The organism is Promicromonospora sp. NFX87 (assembly GCF_048564965.1).
GTDB lineage: Bacteria > Actinomycetota > Actinomycetes > Actinomycetales > Cellulomonadaceae > Promicromonospora.
This window is the reverse complement of sequence record NZ_CP183413.1, coordinates 3,077,420-3,094,256: the sequence shown is the minus strand read 5'-3', so window position 1 is coordinate 3,094,256 and position 16,837 is coordinate 3,077,420. Positions and strand designations below refer to the sequence as shown.

The 16,837-nt window shown below is 70.6% G+C and carries 14 protein-coding genes and 1 pseudogene; 13 read left to right on the top strand and 2 right to left on the bottom strand.

Annotation, left to right across the window (positions count from 1 at the left end; all coding sequences use genetic code 11):
* Positions 1 to 48 (top strand): annotated as a pseudogene (locus ACNYC2_RS13875) (hypothetical protein); the annotation flags it as partial.
* A 343-nt stretch (positions 49 to 391) separates the two neighbouring features.
* On the top strand, positions 392 to 604 hold the full coding sequence (locus ACNYC2_RS13870) for a hypothetical protein (RefSeq protein ID WP_419707581.1): 213 nt from the start codon (positions 392 to 394) through the stop codon (positions 602 to 604).
* A gap of 64 nt (positions 605 to 668) precedes the next feature.
* Here ACNYC2_RS13870 and ACNYC2_RS13865 read toward each other — a convergent pair whose 3' ends face one another.
* Positions 669 to 2,561 carry an RICIN domain-containing protein gene (locus tag ACNYC2_RS13865; RefSeq protein WP_419707580.1) on the bottom strand — a complete coding sequence of 631 codons (1,893 nt, stop codon included), beginning with the start codon at positions 2,559 to 2,561 and terminating at the stop codon, positions 669 to 671.
* A 141-nt stretch (positions 2,562 to 2,702) separates the two neighbouring features.
* On the opposite strand from ACNYC2_RS13865, the gene ACNYC2_RS13860 reads away from it, so the two are divergent.
* From ACNYC2_RS13860 to ACNYC2_RS13810, 11 genes are all read left to right on the top strand, one after another.
* The gene (locus ACNYC2_RS13860) at positions 2,703 to 3,326 is read left to right on the top strand and encodes a TetR family transcriptional regulator (RefSeq protein ID WP_419707579.1); all 624 of its coding nucleotides are present in this window, start codon (positions 2,703 to 2,705) and stop codon (positions 3,324 to 3,326) included.
* Positions 3,327 to 3,550: 224 nt separating this feature from the next.
* Complete coding sequence (locus ACNYC2_RS13855; protein WP_419707578.1) at positions 3,551 to 5,284, top strand: LamG-like jellyroll fold domain-containing protein; 1,734 nt, start codon at positions 3,551 to 3,553, stop codon at positions 5,282 to 5,284.
* Between the two features lie 260 nt (positions 5,285 to 5,544).
* The gene (locus ACNYC2_RS13850) at positions 5,545 to 5,679 is read left to right on the top strand and encodes a hypothetical protein (protein WP_419707577.1); all 135 of its coding nucleotides are present in this window, start codon (positions 5,545 to 5,547) and stop codon (positions 5,677 to 5,679) included.
* 128 nt (positions 5,680 to 5,807) lie between these two features.
* Positions 5,808 to 6,041 carry a hypothetical protein gene (locus tag ACNYC2_RS13845; protein ID WP_419707576.1) on the top strand — a complete coding sequence of 78 codons (234 nt, stop codon included), beginning with the start codon at positions 5,808 to 5,810 and terminating at the stop codon, positions 6,039 to 6,041.
* 11 nt (positions 6,042 to 6,052) lie between these two features.
* The gene (locus ACNYC2_RS13840) at positions 6,053 to 6,526 is read left to right on the top strand and encodes a hypothetical protein (protein WP_419707575.1); all 474 of its coding nucleotides are present in this window, start codon (positions 6,053 to 6,055) and stop codon (positions 6,524 to 6,526) included.
* A gap of 87 nt (positions 6,527 to 6,613) precedes the next feature.
* Positions 6,614 to 6,928: an ankyrin repeat domain-containing protein gene (locus ACNYC2_RS13835; protein WP_419707574.1), complete on the top strand. Its 315-nt coding sequence runs from the start codon at positions 6,614 to 6,616 to the stop codon at positions 6,926 to 6,928.
* 213 nt (positions 6,929 to 7,141) lie between these two features.
* Complete coding sequence (gene treY / locus ACNYC2_RS13830) at positions 7,142 to 9,682, top strand: malto-oligosyltrehalose synthase (protein ID WP_419707573.1); 2,541 nt, start codon at positions 7,142 to 7,144, stop codon at positions 9,680 to 9,682.
* Positions 9,679 to 11,517: a malto-oligosyltrehalose trehalohydrolase gene (treZ, locus tag ACNYC2_RS13825; RefSeq protein ID WP_419707572.1), complete on the top strand. Its 1,839-nt coding sequence runs from the start codon at positions 9,679 to 9,681 to the stop codon at positions 11,515 to 11,517. The genes treY and treZ overlap by 4 nt, the downstream gene beginning before the upstream one ends.
* 73 nt (positions 11,518 to 11,590) lie before the next feature.
* Positions 11,591 to 12,538, top strand: coding sequence for a phosphotransferase family protein (locus ACNYC2_RS13820; protein ID WP_419707571.1), 948 nt, complete (start codon positions 11,591 to 11,593; stop codon positions 12,536 to 12,538).
* A 130-nt stretch (positions 12,539 to 12,668) separates the two neighbouring features.
* The gene (locus ACNYC2_RS13815; protein WP_419707570.1) at positions 12,669 to 13,439 is read left to right on the top strand and encodes a hypothetical protein; all 771 of its coding nucleotides are present in this window, start codon (positions 12,669 to 12,671) and stop codon (positions 13,437 to 13,439) included.
* 127 nt (positions 13,440 to 13,566) lie between these two features.
* Positions 13,567 to 15,336: a thiamine pyrophosphate-requiring protein gene (locus tag ACNYC2_RS13810; protein WP_419707569.1), complete on the top strand. Its 1,770-nt coding sequence runs from the start codon at positions 13,567 to 13,569 to the stop codon at positions 15,334 to 15,336.
* Between the two features lie 55 nt (positions 15,337 to 15,391).
* Here ACNYC2_RS13810 and ACNYC2_RS13805 read toward each other — a convergent pair whose 3' ends face one another.
* Positions 15,392 to 16,837, bottom strand: coding sequence for a dihydrolipoyl dehydrogenase family protein (locus tag ACNYC2_RS13805; RefSeq protein WP_419707568.1), 1,446 nt, complete (start codon positions 16,835 to 16,837; stop codon positions 15,392 to 15,394).

Below are 16,837 nucleotides of genomic sequence, written 5' to 3'. Positions count from 1 at the left end.
CTGCGAGACCTCGTCCGGCGGGTCGAGCTGTCGACGGCGCAGCTCGAGGCGCTCGCCACGGCCGGCGCGCTGGAGTCGCTCGGCATCGACCGGCGGGAAGGTCTGTGGGCGGCGGGCGCGCTCGGCCAGGAAGGGCCGACGACGCTGCCCGGCGTCAGCGTCGGCGTCGACGCCCCGATGCTGCCCGGGATGAGCGAGATCGAGCTGTCCCAGGCCGACGCGTGGGCCACCGGCGTCACACCCGACTCCTACCCGACGCAGCACGTGCGCCCCGGGCTGGAGGCGGCGGGAGTGCTCACCGTGGCGCAGGCGATAGCTACCGAGCAGGGGCGCCGGATCGCCGTCGGCGGGGTGGTGACGCACCGGCAGCGGCCGGGCACTGCCGGGGGGAGTGACCTTCCTGTCCCTGGAGGACGAGACGGGGCTGCTCAACGTGATCTGCAGCGTCGGGCTGTGGCAGCGGTTCCGCAAGGTCGCGCGGTCGGCGCAGGCCATGGTGGTGCGCGGCCGGATCGAGGCGGCCGACGGTGCGGTGAACCTGGTGGCGGAGCACCTGGCGACGCTGACGCTGACCGTCCCGGCGCGGTCGCGGGACTTCCAGTAGGCGGCGGCGCGATCCGTGCGGGAGCCAGGCCGGGCTCCCGCACGGATCGTGGGACGGTGCGGGCTCAGCCGACCTTGGTGAGCCGGAAGACCTGCGTGGCCGCGCCCGTGCAGGGCTGCTGGGTCAGCCGCGTGCCGTCGGTCCCGGTCGCGGAGCCGAGCGTCAGGCACGAGCCGCTGTGCCGGGCGGTGAAGCTGAGGCCGCCACCGGTCGCCGTCGGCCGCCACTGCTGGTTGGTGCCGCCCACGTAGGACCACAGGTGCACCGCGGCCCCGTTGGCGACGGCGCCCGGGCCGCCGTCGACGTCCCAGACCTTGCTGGCGTGCTGGTTGGTCACCTGGTAGTAGCCGCCCGTGGTGGGGGTGAAGCGCCAGCGCTGGTTCGCCTGCGCGGCGTCGCCGCAGGCCCACTGCTGCAGCGCGGTGCCGTCGGTGGTGCCCCAGCCGGCGGCGTCGAGACACTTGCCGCTCGCCGACGACGCGACCTGGTACCAGGACGCCGGGTCAGGGTCGGTCGGGGTGGTGGTCGACCGCGGGTCCCACGTGTACGTGGCGACCGCCCGGCCGGGCAGGGTGTGGGTCAGCGAGCGGCCCTCGTCGGTGATCGAGAAGGTGCGGCTCCCGGACGACGCGTTCACGACGTAGGCGACGCGGGTGCCGTCCGGGTTCTGGTAGACGACGTTCTGCAGGCCGCCGGACTGCTCGCTGGTCGAGCCGATGCGCCGGGCGCCGGCGTCGATGAACTTGCTCAGGTGGCCCAGCACGTAGAACTCGGCGTTGCGGGTGACCGTGCCGCCGGCGATCTCGACGACGCCGTTGCAGCGCGTGCCGCAGTGACCCTGGTGCGGGCCGCCGCTCTGGTTGAGCGCGAGGTTCCAGTTGATGGTCGTCTCGCCGCCGTTGCGCATGTTGCGCACCACGAGGTTCTCCGCGTGCCAGATGAGCGTGTCCCCGAAGGTGGTCGCCGCGTTGTCGCTGTCGGTGCCGGAGCACTCGGTGAAGTAGACGCGCTTGCCGGCCGCCACGACCTGCGCCTGGGCCTCGGGGGAGCCGCCGTAGCAGTGGAAGGCGGCGCCGACGACGCGGGAGATGCCCTGGGTGCCGTTGAACACTTCCAGCGGGTAGTCGGGCCGGTCCCAGTTGTGGTCGTAGGCGAAGAGCTGCGTGCCCAGGCCGGCGCTGGTCAGCCGGGCGTCGAGCACCCGGAAGAACTGGGCCTGCTCGGCGGCGGTCATGCTCATCGAGGGGTAGCTGGTGGCGAAGAGCGGTTCGTTCGCCACCGTGAGGTCGCTGAGCGTCACGCCCTGCTGCGCGTACGCCTGGATCGTCCGGACCAGGTAGTCGGCGTACTCGTCGTAGTTCTCGGCGCGCAGGCTGCCGCCGTTCAGCGAGCCGCCCGTCTTCATCCAGGCGGGCGGCGACCACGGGCTGCCCATGAACCGGATGCCGGGGTTGATCGACAGCGCCTGGCGCAGCACCGGCAGGATCTGCTGCTGGTCGCGGGCGATGCTGAACTGCCCGGGGGTGTCCTCGTAGGTGTAGAAGCCGCCCGAGTTGAAGTCGGTGCTGCCGAGCGGCTGGCGCAGGTAGTTCAGGCCGATGCCGTCGCCCGCGCGGGAGAACAGCGACCGCATCAGGCTGTCGCGGGTGCCCGCGGGCAGGCTGCTGATCAGCGAGGCGGAGGCTTCGGTGACCGAGGCTCCGGCGCCGGTGAAACGCTGGGCGACCTGGCCAGGGTTCACGCGGATGTCGAGCGCCTGCGGGCCGGTGTCGAAGTTGAGCGTGCCGCCGTCGGCGAGCTTGCGGCTGCCGTCGGCGGTCGTGACCCAGACGTGTGCGGTGGTCGGTGCGGCGGCCGCCGGGGCTGCCGCTGGGCCGATGCCGGCGGCGCCGACGGCCAGGAGGCTGAGCGTGGCGAGCGTCGTCCGGACTGATCCCGTGTGGGTGGTGCGCGTCATTGCGACTCCCTCGATGGGTGGATTTTGCGGTGAGCCTACTCCTACCTACCGAGTGTTCGGTAGGTAGTGTTTTCCGCAGTGCTGATCGCTGACTCGGAGGGTCGTGCCCGCCGGTCCTGGCCGGTCCGTAGACTCGCTCGGATGACACGAGAAGGCGGGCGAACCAGGGTGCGGCGTCCTCCCGTGGAGCGCCGGGCGGAGATCCTGCGCATCGCCATGGAGACGTTCGCGGAACGTGGTTACCAGAGCGCCTCGCTGGCGGAGATCGCCGACCGGGTGGGGCTGACCCAGGCCGGCGTGCTGCACTACTTCTCGTCGAAGGCCGGCCTGCTCACCGGGGTGCTCGACCTGCGCGACTCGACCGACATCGAGGAGCTCGGCGACGAACGTCCCCGTGGCCTGGCGTTCCTGCGGCACCTGGTCGAGACCACGCGGCGCAACGCCGAGCGCGAGGGGATCGTGCGGCTGTACACCGTGCTCGCCGCGGAGAGCGTGACCGCGCGGCACCCCGCGCAGGACTGGTTCCGGGACCGGTACCAGGGGCTGCACGCTCTGGTGGTCGAGGCGCTCGACGAGGCGCAGAAGCTGGGCGAGGTGGGAGCCGACGTCGACACCGGGACGACGGCCCGGGTGATTGTCGCGACGATGGACGGCCTGCAGCTCCAGTGGCTCCTCGAGCCTGGATCGGTCGACATGGCGGGGGCTACCGAGGTGGCGATCTCCCGGCTGATCGGCAGGGAGTTGCCGCCGGCTGAGCAGCGCTGACCGGTCGTCAGAGGGTGAAGTCCGGATTGTTTCATTGACGTGCTTTGCGTGCCAATGGTTGGGTCTTGGTCGACATGGTGTGGTGTGGGCGATCGGGAGTCAACATGCGGGTACCAACCGCTGGCAGGGCGCGCCGGATCTGGGCGTCGGTTCTATCGCTCAGTCTCGTAGGGGTCAGCCTCAGCGCGGCGGGTGGTGTGGCGCAAGCGGATGATGTGCTCCCGGTGGACGACCCGGTCGAGTGCGTTGATGTGCTGACTGATCCAGGTGTGGACCCGGTTCAGGTCGCGCCAGCTTGCGGCCACGACGTAGAGATCGCTGCGGCATCCGGCGAGATCGTGACCGACCTGGGGGAGCCTGGCGAACCGTTCGCTGAGCTGTCGGACCCGTCGGGTACGGGCGATCGAGCGAAGTGGCAGCGGTATGTCGCGAACACCCTGAACGGCTCATCGCACGAGGCCCAGTTCACGGTGACGTTCAACAGGCCGCCCCTTATGCCCTCGACTGCGTCGATGCGGACGAAGGTTTCGACGACGGGCGACGAACTGGCGTGCGTGACGTCCTCGAGTTCTCCCACCGTCGTCCGCACCACGCAGCCGTACTTCCAGGCCCGAGGCACAGACCCGGAAGGCGAAGCCCCTTGGAATCAGTCTGTGCAACTGAAGTTCCGGGTGATCGACCACATCGTCGGAACCGTCCTGTGGGAGTCGAGCTGGACGGATCTTCAAGCCAGCACGTCTACGCACCGGGTGCGTGTGCCTGAGAGTAAGCAGCTGACCAGCCAGCGAACGTACCGGTGGCAGGCGGCCGCGAGGGACTCATCGGGCAAGTCGACCGGCTGGTCTGACACGAACTGCTATGTCCGTCCCGATGTGACAGGGCCGAACACGCCCGAGGTGAATTCGCCGGAGTACCCGGAGTGGCCTGGGGGCGTCGCGGGTGGTGTTGGTCAGGCTGGCACCTTCACGTTCTCGGCGAATGGCTCCACCGACCTGAAGCTGTACAAGTACTCCTTCAACGACGGGCAGGAGGCCGGCACGATCACGACGTCGGGCAGCAGCTCGCGGTCCGTGTCGTTCGCGCCGAGCGGGTCGGGCTACAACGAGGTGGTGGTCCAGTCGCAGGATGTGGCTGGGAACTGGTCGCCGGAAGAGAAGTATGAGTTCTGGGTGGGGTACCCCGCTCGGGACGGTCTGTGGCATCTGGACGAGGGCACGGGTACGACGTCGCTCAACGAGGTGACCAGCGACCCGACGGCAGGGAACCTGACCTGGTCATCCGGCGTGTCGTGGGGTACGGGTGCGCTCAGGGAGATGTTCGCCGATCCCAATGATCCGGATGACCCCCGGTTTGTCGGTGACAAGTCTTTGGTGTTCGACGGGACGGGCGTGGCGCGGACCAGTGGGCCGGCCGTGGCCATCGACAAGTCCTACACGGTCATGGCCTTCATCAAACCGGCAGCCAATTTCTCCGGTGTCGGCGCGGCGATCTCCCAGGAAGGTGACATCCGTAGCGCTTTCCACCTGGGGTACACCGACAGCGCGGACTGCGGTACGGAGACCGATGAGGCGGACCGGCAGTTGCCGTGCTGGGGACTGTGGGTCAACGACGCTGATACCACGGACGCGGGCCATGCGGCAGCATGGTCCGACGTGCCGGCCCTAGCCGGGCAGTGGGTGCACGTCGTGGGCACCTATGACGCTTCGGACCCCGCGAATCCGACGTTGAGCGTGCGGGTGTGCGATCCGTCCGCGCCGTTGGAGACGCCAGAGCCGGTCACGGTTGAGATCGATCCTGTGGCGTGGACCGCACCCGGTCCGATGCGTCTCGGCTCCGGTGTGCGCGCAGGCGTCCCCGAGTGGCCGTTCCGTGGTGCAGTTGACGACGTGAGGGTCTACAGCCAACTGGTCGAGACCGAACGGCTTGACCGCATCTGCTCGGGGGCAGGCGCGTCATGAGGGTCTGACGCCAGGCATCGCGACCAGATCCTTCGGTTGTGGGACATTGGAGGCGGACACGCGGGATCGTTGGCCCGACGTGCCGCAGGAGCAGCTGTGCTCGATCGACGCCGATACATGCGCGAGCCGTACTGCGCCGACGTTCTTCACCCGCAAGAGGCTGACCGGGGTGGAAACCAAGATCCTCAAAGCAGATGGCACCTACCGTGCGGTCGACTCCTGGGCGCTGACGCACTCGTTCCCCGACGCCGGCGGCCCGGGTGATCGTCGCGACGACGGACGGCCTGCAGCTCCAGTGGTTCCTTGAGCCAGGTTTGGTCGACATGGCCGAGGCCACCGAGGTGGCGATCACCAGGCTCATCGGCAGGGATTTGCCGCCGGCTGAGCAGCACTGACCCTTGGTGGAGAGCCCATTCTCGTGAACCTAAACTTTCCGGATCGCCGGTTTCAGCTGTGGGAATACCGCGTGAGCCACGGTGGCCTTCTGATCCGCAGCCCGAAAGGTCCGAACGAGGTTGTCAACGTGGACCTGGTGTTCGACGGTGTCGTTTTCATCTCGTGTCCGCGGTTGATGCGGGGGCTCCGGCTCGACGCTCCGGGTGCGGACGACATGCGTCGCGTCCGAAACGCAGGACACGAGATCGGTCCGGCTGACGAAGTATTCGTGCTGGTGTCGCGAGGTTTCCGGCACCTGGTCGTCGCATCATCGCTGCGGATGAACGAGCATGACGGCGATATCTTCGACAGTCCGTTCTAGGTGTGAGTTAGTTGCTTGCAGAGAAGCAGTTGCACTTGGTGCCATGGAGCGATCTTCGCGCTGGTGGCGGCAACGCCGGCCACGTCGGTGAGGACCTTCGGATGCTCCTGTTTGCCGAGGGTGACGCCGACGACGGCGCCTACGAGCGGCTGGAGAACGAGCTCGAAGCGCAGGGCGATCTCTTCCAGTGCGCACCAGCGGCGGTCGCGACGATCGTCGCTGCAGTCGCTGAAGGATCGATTCCGGCAGCGAACCTCGCGACCGTGCTTGACGTTCTGGGGCGGATCGTGGCGGGGCATGCTGACTCGTCGGAGATTGCGTTAGGAAATGGCGATTTGCGCGAGCAGTGTCACGCCGAAGCGATGAAGGGGTACTGGTCCTTGCTGCAGGTCGCGATCGAGCGGGACCCGTTCAATGCCTGGCAGGCTGCGCGAGCCGTCCTGGCGGTTCTCGACGAGGAAAACTCGAAGCGGATCTTGGAGTAGGAGCTCGCCGTACCTTTTCGACAATTCAAGGCTTTCTCACATCCAAATGTCGCTCTGAACGTAACCACGGGCTAGGAAAGGGTCTCCGTGACACCTGCGCACGATGCTGTCGAGAACGAGGACTTGCTGCAACTACGCGCGTTGCTGGATGGCGGCGTTGACGTCGAAGAGGTTGACGGCGGTCTGACCTTGTTACAGCATGCGATCGACATCGAGATTGACGGGCACGTGCAGACTAGGAAGCCGCTGCACGTCGATATGACTGCATACCTGTTGGCGCGGGGAGCTGATCCACTGGCGTCGTCGATCGGCGGTGGAGGGTCGGCGCTTCATATGGCACGGCTCGGAGGGCATTGGCTCGCCGTCGCGTTGATCGGCGCCCATATACGACGGCGCGAGTAACACCGCTATCCAGGGCTTGGCGTGGTCGAGGCGAAACGTGGCTTGGTGATCCAAGTCGTACCAGGGCGACCTTGACGGGTCCTCGACGCAGCACCTCGCGCGGTCGGACTTCGCACCAGGGTCGCCGAGTCCGGACATTGATCCAAGCGCCAGGCGAGTGTCAGTCCCCCCGCCTACGGTGAAGCCCGAGAGACCACGAGCGACGGAGGCACAGTGCATTCCCATCTCCCCGGACCAGGCCGCCGCACCCCGGTCAGCACCTACCGCCTGCAGCTCGGCCCCGACCTGACGTTCGCCGAGGCCGAGAAAGCACTGCCCTACCTCGACACCCTGGGGATCACCGACCTCTACCTCTCGCCCGTCCTGCAGGCCGCGCCGGGTTCCACGCACGGGTACGACGTCGTCGACCACACCCGGATCAGCGACACGATCGGTGGCAGGGAAGGGCTCGAACGGCTCGCCGCCGCGGCGCATGCGCGCGGGATGGGCGTCGTCGTCGACGTCGTGCCGAACCATATGGCGGTGCCCACTCCCGCCTGGCACAACCGCGCCCTGTGGTCCGTGCTGAAGTACGGGCCCGAGTCCCCGTACGCGAAGTGGTTCGACGTCGACCTCGCCGAGGGCGAGGGGCTGCTCATGCCGGTGCTGGGTGCGCGGATCGGGACGGTGCTCGCCGCTGACGAGCTCGTGCTCGACCACACCGTCGTGCCGGGGGATGCCGGCACCGACGAGGAACAGCCGGTCCTGCGCTACTTCGACCACCTGTTCCCCGTCCGGCCGGAGACCGAGCACCTGCCGCTAGCGGAGCTCGTGGGCCGTCAGCACTACCGGCTCGCGTACTGGCGCGTGGCCGACGAGGAGCTCAACTACCGCCGCTTCTTCGACGTCGGCACCCTCGCGGGCATCCGCGTGGAGGACCCGGGGGTCTTCGACGCCACGCACGCGCTGCTGCTCGAGCTCTTCGAGGCGGGCGTCATCGACGGCTTCCGGATCGACCATCCGGACGGCCTGGCCGATCCCCGTGGGTATCTGCGCAGGTTGAGCGAGGCGACCGGCGGCGTGTGGATAGCGGCGGAGAAGATCCTCGAGGAGGACGAGGACCTGCCCGACGACTGGCCCGTCGCAGGCACCACCGGCTACGACACGGCGTGGCGGCTGCACGCGCTCCAGGTCGACCCGGACGGCGCTGCCCCGCTCGCCGGCCTGCTGCACGAGGTGACGGGCGAGCACACCACCCTCGACGACCTCATCGAGGAGGCCAAACGGCAGATCGTCGAGACCTCGCTGTACGCGGAGACCCACCTTTTGACCACCATGCTCGCCGACATCTGCCGCGAGGACGTGCGGCTGCGCGACCACACCTTCCGGTCCCTCCAGGACTGCGTCACCGAGCTCATCGTCGCGTTCGGCCGGTACCGCGCCTACGTCGTGCCGGGGGAGGCAGCACCGCCCATGGCCGAGCGGGTGGTGCGTGAGGCTGCCGACGTCGCCCGGTCGCGGCTCGACCCGGACCGGCACGACACGCTGGACGTCGTCGTCGACCTGGTGCTCGGGCGGGAGGTCGGTTCCGCCGGCCGCCAGAACGAGGAGCGGCGGGCCGAGCTCGTCGTGCGGTTCCCCCAGGTGTGCGGCGCCGTCATGGCCAAGGGCGTGGAGGACACCGCGTACTACCGCTGGACGCACCTGGTGAGCCTGTGTGAGGTAGGCGGCGCACCGGACCGCTTCGGTGTGGGCCCGGACGAGCTCCACGCGCTCGCGCGGCGCACGTCCGAGTCGTGGCCCGCGACCATGACCGCGGGCTCGACGCACGACACCAAGCGCGGCGAGGACGTGCGCTCCCGCATCGGGGCGATCGCCGCCCACGCGAGCGCATGGACCGCGCTCGTGCGGCACCTGCGCGAGGCGACGGCGGACCTGCGCCCCGCCGACCTCGACGGCCGCACCGAGAACCTGCTGTGGCAGACGCTCGCCGGCACGTGGACCCCGGCCGGGCCGATCGAGGCCGACCGCCTCACCGCGTACCTGGTCAAGGCGTCGCGCGAGCAGAAGGCGTGGACCACCTGGACCGCGCCCGACGAGGCCCGCGAGGAAGGCCTGGTGCGGTACGCGACCGAACTGCTCACCCACCCCGACGTCGTCGACGGTTTCACCGGCTGGGTCGAGCAGGTGACGCCGACCGTCCGGCGCTCGGTGCTCGCGACCAAGCTGCTCCAGCTCACCGTGCCCGGCGTCGCCGACGTCTACCAGGGCACCGAGGTCACCGGGACCTCGCTGGTCGACCCCGACAACCGGCGACCCGTCGACCTGGAGGCGCTCGCGAGCACGCTCGCCGCGCTCGACACGGGCCGGACGCCGTCGGACCTCGCGGAGGAGAAGCTCGCGGTGACGGCCGCGGCGCTGCGCGTCCGGCGGGCGCATCCCGACGCGTTCGTCGGGGAGGACGCCGGCTATGAGCCGCTGCCTGTGACCACGGGCCGCGCTGTGGCGTTCGCCCGGCGGGACGCCGCGGGGCCACGGGTCGCAGTCGTCGCGACACGGCTCGGCGACGCGCCCGGCCAGGCGGAGGCGACGGTCGTGCTGCCCGAACCGAATCCGGGCGAGGCGTGGCGGTCGCTGCTCACGGACTCGACCGCCGACGGCGGCGCCGTGCACCTCGGCGACCTCCTCGGCGCCTGGCCGGTGGCCCTGCTCGTGGCGGAGCCCGTCGACAGCGCCGGGTCTGCCGACGTGACGGCGGACGGAGCAACCGCATGACCGCGCCCCTGCGCGTCTGGGCGCCGCGCGCGTCCCGCGTCGATCTCGTCCTCCCGGCGACCGGCACCACCGAACCCATGTCGGCCGACGGCGACGGCTGGTGGCAGGCCCCGCACCCCCTGTCACCCGGCACCGACTACGCGTTCTCGCTCGACGGCGGACCACCCCGCCCCGACCCGCGCAGCCCCCGGCAGCCCGCCGGCGTGCACGGTCCGTCACGCACGTTCGACGCCGCAGCGCACGCCTGGGCAGACGGAGACTGGCCCGGCCGCGACGTGCGCGGCGCCGTCACCTACGAGCTGCACGTCGGCACGTTCACGCCCGAGGGCACGTTCGACGCCGCGGTCGGGCGCCTCGACCACCTCGTCGACCTGGGCGTCGACGTCATCGAGCTCATGCCGGTGGCCGCGTTCGGCGGACACCACGGCTGGGGGTACGACGGCGTCGCCCTCTGGGCGGTGCACGAGCCGTACGGCGGCCCGGCCGCACTGCAACGCTTCGTGGACGCCGCCCACGCGCGTGACCTCGCCGTCTGCCTCGACGTCGTCGACAACCACCTGGGGCCGTCGGGCAACTACCTCGCCGAGTTCGGCCCCTACTTCACCGACCGGCACCAGACGCCCTGGGGCGTGGCAGTGAACCTCGACGGCGAAGGCACCGGCGAGGTGCGCGCCTTCGTCATCGAGAAGGCACTGCGCTGGTTCCGCGACTTCCACGTCGACGCGCTGCGCCTCGACGCCGTGCACGCCCTGGTCGACGACTCGCCCCAGCACCTGCTGGCCGAGCTGTCCGACGCCGTCGCGACGCTGGCCAAGGAGGTCGGGCGACCGCTCTCGCTGGTAGCCGAGTCCGACGCCAACGACCCCCGTACAGTCACGCCCACCGGCGAGGCGTTCGAGGGCCGCCCCGGGTACGGCATGACCGCCCAGTGGGCCGACGACGTCCACCACGCTCTGCACGCCCTCATCACCGGCGAGCGGCAGGGCTACTACGACGACTTCGGCGCGCCCGAGACGCTCGCCAAGGCGCTGACCGGCGCCTTCGTGCACGACGGCGGCTGGTCCACCTTCCGCGGCAAGCCCTGGGGCGCGCCGGTGCCGCCCGGGACCGACGGGCGCCGCTTCGTCGTCTGCTCCCAGAACCACGACCAGGTAGGCAACCGGGCGCTCGGCGACCGGCCCTCCCGGGTGCTGGCACCCGGGGCGCTCGCGGTGAGCGCGGCCGTCGTGCTGCTGGGGCCCTTCACGCCCATGCTGTTCATGGGGGAGGAGTGGGGCGCGACCACGCCGTTCCAGTACTTCTCGGACCACGAGGAGCCGGAGCTCGCTGAGGCGATCTCACGCGGGCGTGCGCGGGAGTTCGGCGGGCACGGCTGGGCCGAGCTGTACGGGGCCGACGTCGTGGTGCCCGACCCGCAGGCGCGCGAGACGTTCGAGGCGTCCCGGCTCGACTGGGCGGAGCCCCGCTCTGACGGCGGACGCCGGATGCTCGACCTGTACCGGGCGCTGGTCCGGCTCCGGCACACCGAGCCCGCGATCGCGTCGGGGGATCGGCGGGCCACGACGGTGCGGGTCGAGCAGGGCGCGATCGTGCTGACGCGCGGCGCGGTCGACGGAGGCAGCCGCATCGACGTGGTGCTCGCCCTGGAGGAAGGCCCGGTGTCAGTGGTGGTCGAGCACGACGGCGAGCCGCCGTCGATTGCGCTCGACTCCGCGGCGGTGCTCGGGATGGATCCGGCGACGCTGGAGAGCCGCCCCGGCGCGACGACCGTGACGGTGCGGGGACCCGGCGTCGTCGTGCTGGGCTCCGGTCCGAAGGAGTCGACCAGCCGCTGACAAGTCGTCGCTTAGCCTGCCACGTCGGTGAAAAGCTTTGCGTGCACCATCGTCCGGATGCTGGGCTGGCACGGTGACCAACCGCAGCGAGCCAACGGACCTCCGGCCGTCGACCCTGGCCTGGGTGAGCCGGCACCTGGTGGCGGGCGAACGGATCGTCAAGACAGAGGCGCTGCACGGCGGCATCACCGCCGAGATGCGGAAGCTGACGGTCGGCGCGCGGAATGGCGGCACCCGGGACCTGGTACTCCGGACCTTCGTCGACACGGAGTACGCCGAGGACTGGCTGAGCAGAGAGGCCGACGCACTGACCGCCCTCCCAGGAACCGGCGTGCCGGCTCCTGGACTGGTCGCGGTCGATCCGACGGCCGAGCACTGCGAGTACCCGTCTCTCCTCATGACCCATCTGGAAGGCCGGCCGGTCCTCGATGACCAGGGACTGGAGGCGCGCCTTCCTCTGCTGGCCCGGCAGTTGGTGGCGATCCATGCGGTGCGGCCCGTCGAGCGGCCTCGGGAGTACATGACGCTGACGACCCCTGAGACGGTCGTGACCCCGAGGTCCGCCGACGCCGTCGTGTGGGCGGCGGCGATCGACGTGATCCGGCGGCCCGTACCGTCTTATGAAGGGCGGTTCCTGCACCGGGACTTCCAGCCTGGAAACGTGCTCTTCGAGGTGTCGGTGTCAGCAGGCGCCCGGATCACCGGTGTCGTCGACTGGGCGGCCGCCTCCTGGGGCCCGGCCGACCTGGACGTGGCGCACTGCTCCACCAACCTCGCGCTGCTGCACGGTCCGGCGTGGGGTCTGCGGTTCGCAGAGGCGTACGAAGAGGCCGGCGGGGTGTTGGCCGCGACCGCGAGCGACCGCCTGTACTGGCAGGTGCGGGACGGGCTGGCCGCCTCGGAGGAGCTGGAGCTCGTGGCGCAACCGTGGCGGGAAGCCGGTAGGGCGGGGCTGACGACGCAGGTTGTCGAGGAGCGGCTGGACACCTACGTCACCGCGTTGATGGACGCGCGGGGTTGATCCGACCGCTTCCATGCCGTGGTGGGATGTCGCTATCGACTTGTCTCTGGATCGACGTCGACCCAGCCGTCTCGGGTTAGCCACTTGAATATTCACGCGTCGCTGTAGCGGCTGTCACGAAAGGAACGATGTGGAGCAGCCGGATGCCGAGCTTGCTCGTACGTGGCTGGCGGATGGCGGGGTCCGGCAGACAGCGCCCGACCTCTGGGCTTACGACGACGAGCCCGAACGTCCGCTCACGAAGAACGATGTGGCACTGGAATGCTCCGCCTGGATCTTCGCGGACGAGGACCTGGACGAACCGGGAAAGATCCGGGTCGCGTTCGGGATGCTGGATCTGCTGGATGAGTTGTGGACGGCTGAGGAGCTCCACTTCCCGTACTGCACGAACGGCTCCGTGGCCCCGCCCGAGCTCTGGTCAGGTCTTCGGGAACGGCTCGAGTCGGAGTCCGTGTCGAAGGTCATCGATCTCTCGGTCTGGCACAGCTGGTTCGAGTGTCGAGCGACGTCGGACGGAGCGTTCATGGCCCTGCTCGGTGACGAGCTGGGGCATGAAGACATCGTCGAGCGAGCAAGCAACGCCACCTCCGAGGATCAGTTCCTGCGCCGAGCGCGCCGCGTTCTCGACCTGTCCGGCCCGGTGTCGTGGGCGGTGAAGGAGAGCTCGTACCATTCCGCGTCTCGGATCGACGCCCTTCGCCCGGCCGTCTTCAAGGGCATCCTGGCGAGCTATCACGACTTCTTCGGGCAGCTCGAACCCGGTCCGGCGCTCGATCTCCTCGGCCGACTCGACCTTCCCGACGACACCGAGCATCTGAGCCCGCTGCGCGTCGTGCTGGCGGCCGGGCACAGGAAGCATTACGCCGACCCTGATGCGTGGAAGCGTGCCACCACCGCGTAGCTCGGGTTCAGCCCGCCCCTGCGAGCACAGCCCCACCCGTCCAGACTGAGACGAGGGCGCCCCCGGTGGAGCCGACGCCGGCGCCGGTGCCCGCCGCCGTGAGGCGGGCGAGTACGGGGGAGAACGAATGAGCTCCACCACCGTGGCAGACGGCGTCGTCGACCGGCTGGTCGACTGGGGCGTCGAGCGAGTCTTCGGGTACGCGGGCGACGGGGTCGATCCGATCCTCGCGGCCCTGCGCAGGCAGGAGGTCCGGATCGAGCTGGTCACGGCACGCCACGAGGAGATGGCGGCCTTCATGGCGGCCGGCCACGCGAAGTACGGCGGCGGGGTCGGCGTCTGCCTCGCCACGCAGGGGCCGGGCGCGGTCCACCTGCTCAACGGGCTGTACGACGCCAAGCTGGACCGCAGGCCAGTGGTGGCCATCGTGGGGCAGGTGGTCACGAGCGCGCTCGGCGCCGGCTACCAGCAGGAGGTCGACCTGCACACGCTCTTCAAGGACGTGTGCGCGCAGTACCTCCAGGTCGTGTCGTCGCCGCAGGCGCTGCCGCACGTCCTGGACGACGCGTTCCGCACCGCCCTGGCGACGTCCAGCCCCGTGTGCGTCATCGTGCCGCACGACGTCCAGCAGGCCGAGGCCCCCGACGAGGACGAGCAGGGCCACGGGATCGTGCGGTCCTCGACGGCCTACGCCCACCCCCGGACGGTGCCCGACGACGCCCAGCTGCGCGCCGCGGCCGACGTGCTCGGTTCGGGCGAACGCGTCGCCGTCCTCGTCGGACAGGGCGCGGCGGGCGCCGAGCGGCAGGTGCGCGACGTCGTCGAACGCCTCGGTGCGGGGCTTACCACCTCGCTGCTCGGCAAGCCGCTCCTCGACGAGTCGCTGCCGTACCACTGCGGCGTCATGGGACACCTCGGCACCACGGCCTCGGCCGACCTCATGTCCGGGTGCGACACCCTGCTCATCGTCGGCAGCAACGACCCCTGGACCGAGTACTACCCGGCGCCCGGCCAGGCCCGCGCCGTGCAGATCGACGTGACGGCCCGCAACATCGGCACCAAGTTCCCGGTCGAGGCGGCCCTGCCCGGCGACGCCGCCGCCACGCTCGACGCACTCCTGCCCCTGCTTCCCGAGCGGGACGGCTGGCGTAAGGACGTCCAGGGCTTCGTCGCCACCTGGCACGACGTCGCCGAGCGGCGCGTCGCCCAGCGGACCGGCCGGCTCAACCCGCAGCTCGTCCTGAGCGAGCTGTCCGCACAGCTCCCGGCCGATGCCCAGGTGGCCGTGGACGTGGGCTCCGTGACCTACTGGTACGCACGGTTCCTCCGGCTGCCGTCCGGCGTCCCGGCGCACCTGTCGAGCACGCTCGCCTCGATGGGTTCCGCCCTGCCGTACGGGATCGCCGCGAAGCTGCTCCGTCCCGACCGCCCGGTAGTGGCGCTCGCGGGCGACGGCGCGATGCAGATGAACGGCCTGTCCGAGCTCATCACGGTCGCCCACCGCTGGCACGAGTGGGCCGACCCACGGTTCGTCGTCCTCGTGCTGAACAACGGCGACCTCGCGGAGGTCAGCTGGGAGCAGCGCGAGATGGAGGGCGACCCCCGGTTCCCGACGTCGCAGACGGTGCCCTCGTTCCCGTACGCCGACTACGCGAAGCTGCTCGGGCTCGACGGCATACGCGTCGAGGATCCCGGGCAGGTCCGCGAGGCATGGACGACGGCGCTCCTGGCCGACCGTCCGGTGGTCGTCGAGGCAGTCGTCGACCGCGACACCCCGCTCCTCCCGCCGCGTCAGCCGGACGAGAAGGTCGAGCAGACCCTGGAGGCCATCGGGCACGAGCGGGACGGCGACCAGGCGGCCGACCTGCTGCGCGAGCAGCACGACGACGAGCGGTGAGACCGGCCGCCGGCCGCTCGGTGCGGCCGGCGGCGGTGGGGGTCGCCCATGCGCTCTATGCGGCCCGGCCGTAGGTCTCCAGCAGCCGGAGCCAGATCTCGCTGATCGTGGGGTAGGCCGGGACGGCGTGCCACAGCCGGTCGATCGGCACCTCAGCGGCGATGGCGATCGTCGCGGCGTGCAGCAGCTCGGCGACGTCGGGGCCGACGACGGTGAAGCCGACCAGCACCTTGCGGTCCTCGTCCACGACCATGCCCGCCCGACCGGTGTACCCGTCGGCGTGCAGGGAGGCGCCGGCCACGGCACCGAGGTCGTACTCCACCGCGCGGACGCGCAGCCCGGCCGCCTCGGCAGAGGCTGCGGTGTGGCCCACGGACGCGATCTCCGGGTCGGTGAAGATCACCTGCGGGACGGCGCGGTCGTCGGCCGTGGCCGCGTGCCGGCCCCAGGGCTCGAGGTCCACGGGCTTGCCGCCCGCGCGGGCGACGAGGGTCTCGCCCAGCGCCCTGGCCTGGTACTTGCCCTGGTGGGTCAGCAGCACGCGGTGGTTGACGTCGCCCGCGGCGTACAGCCAGCCGTCGCCGATCGGCGTGCCGTCGCTGCCGAGGACCCGCAAGGACTCGTCCACGCGCAGCCAGTCGCCCGGGGTCAGCCCCACGTGCTCCAGGCCGATGGCGGTCGTGTTCGGCGTGCGGCCCGTGGCGACCAGCACCTCGTCGGCGGCGAACGTCGTGCCGTCGACCAGGCGCACGTGCACCGTCCCGGCCTCGTCGCGGCGGACGCTCTCGGGTTCGGTGCGCAGGTGCAGGGTCACGCCGTGCGCCTTGAGCGTCTCGGCCACCAGGTCGCTCGCGAACGACTCCACGGTGGGCAGCAGCCCGTCGCGGGCGATCATCGTGACCTGTGCGCCGAGGGCCGCGTAGGCCGTGGCCATCTCGGCGCCCACCACGCCGCCGCCGATGACCGCCAGCCGGCCGGGGACCGCCTGGGCGGACGCGGCCTCGCGGCTGGTCCACGGTGCGGCGTCGGCCAGGCCGGGGACGTGCGGGATCCGCGCGCTGCTGCCGGTGGCGACGACCACGGCGTGCCGGGCGGTGAGGACAGTGGTGCTGCCGTCGGCGCCGGTGACCTCGACGGTGCGCGGCGCGCTGATCCGGCCGACGCCGCGCACCAGCTCGATGCCGGCGCCGTCCAGCCAGGCGACCTGGCCGTCGTCGTGCCAGTGGGAGGCGAAAACATCGCGGCGGGCGAGGACCGCAGCGGGGTCGAGCTCGCCGGTCACCGCCGCGTTCGCGCCGGGGAGGTGACGGACCGCGCGCAGCGCGGCGGCGTCGCGCAGCAGGGCCTTGGTGGGCATGCAGGCCCAGTAGGAGCACTCCCCGCCGACCAGCTCGCTCTCCACGACGGCGACGCTGAGGCCGCCCTTGACCGCGCCGTCGGCGACGTTCTCGCCCACGGGGCCCGCGCCGATGACGACGACGTCGAAGGTGTTCCCGGTCAT

Excerpts from the sequence above, each read along its gene's own strand:
- ACNYC2_RS13865 (WP_419707580.1), bottom strand. The coding sequence starts at position 2,561 with ATGACGCGCACCACCCACACGGGATCAGTCCGGACGACGCTCGCCACG.
- ACNYC2_RS13860 (WP_419707579.1), top strand. The coding sequence starts at position 2,703 with ATGACACGAGAAGGCGGGCGAACCAGGGTGCGGCGTCCTCCCGTGGAG.
- treZ (WP_419707572.1), top strand. The coding sequence starts at position 9,679 with ATGACCGCGCCCCTGCGCGTCTGGGCGCCGCGCGCGTCCCGCGTCGAT.
- ACNYC2_RS13810 (WP_419707569.1), top strand. The coding sequence starts at position 13,567 with ATGAGCTCCACCACCGTGGCAGACGGCGTCGTCGACCGGCTGGTCGAC.
- ACNYC2_RS13805 (WP_419707568.1), bottom strand. The coding sequence starts at position 16,837 with ATGACCGGGAACACCTTCGACGTCGTCGTCATCGGCGCGGGCCCCGTG.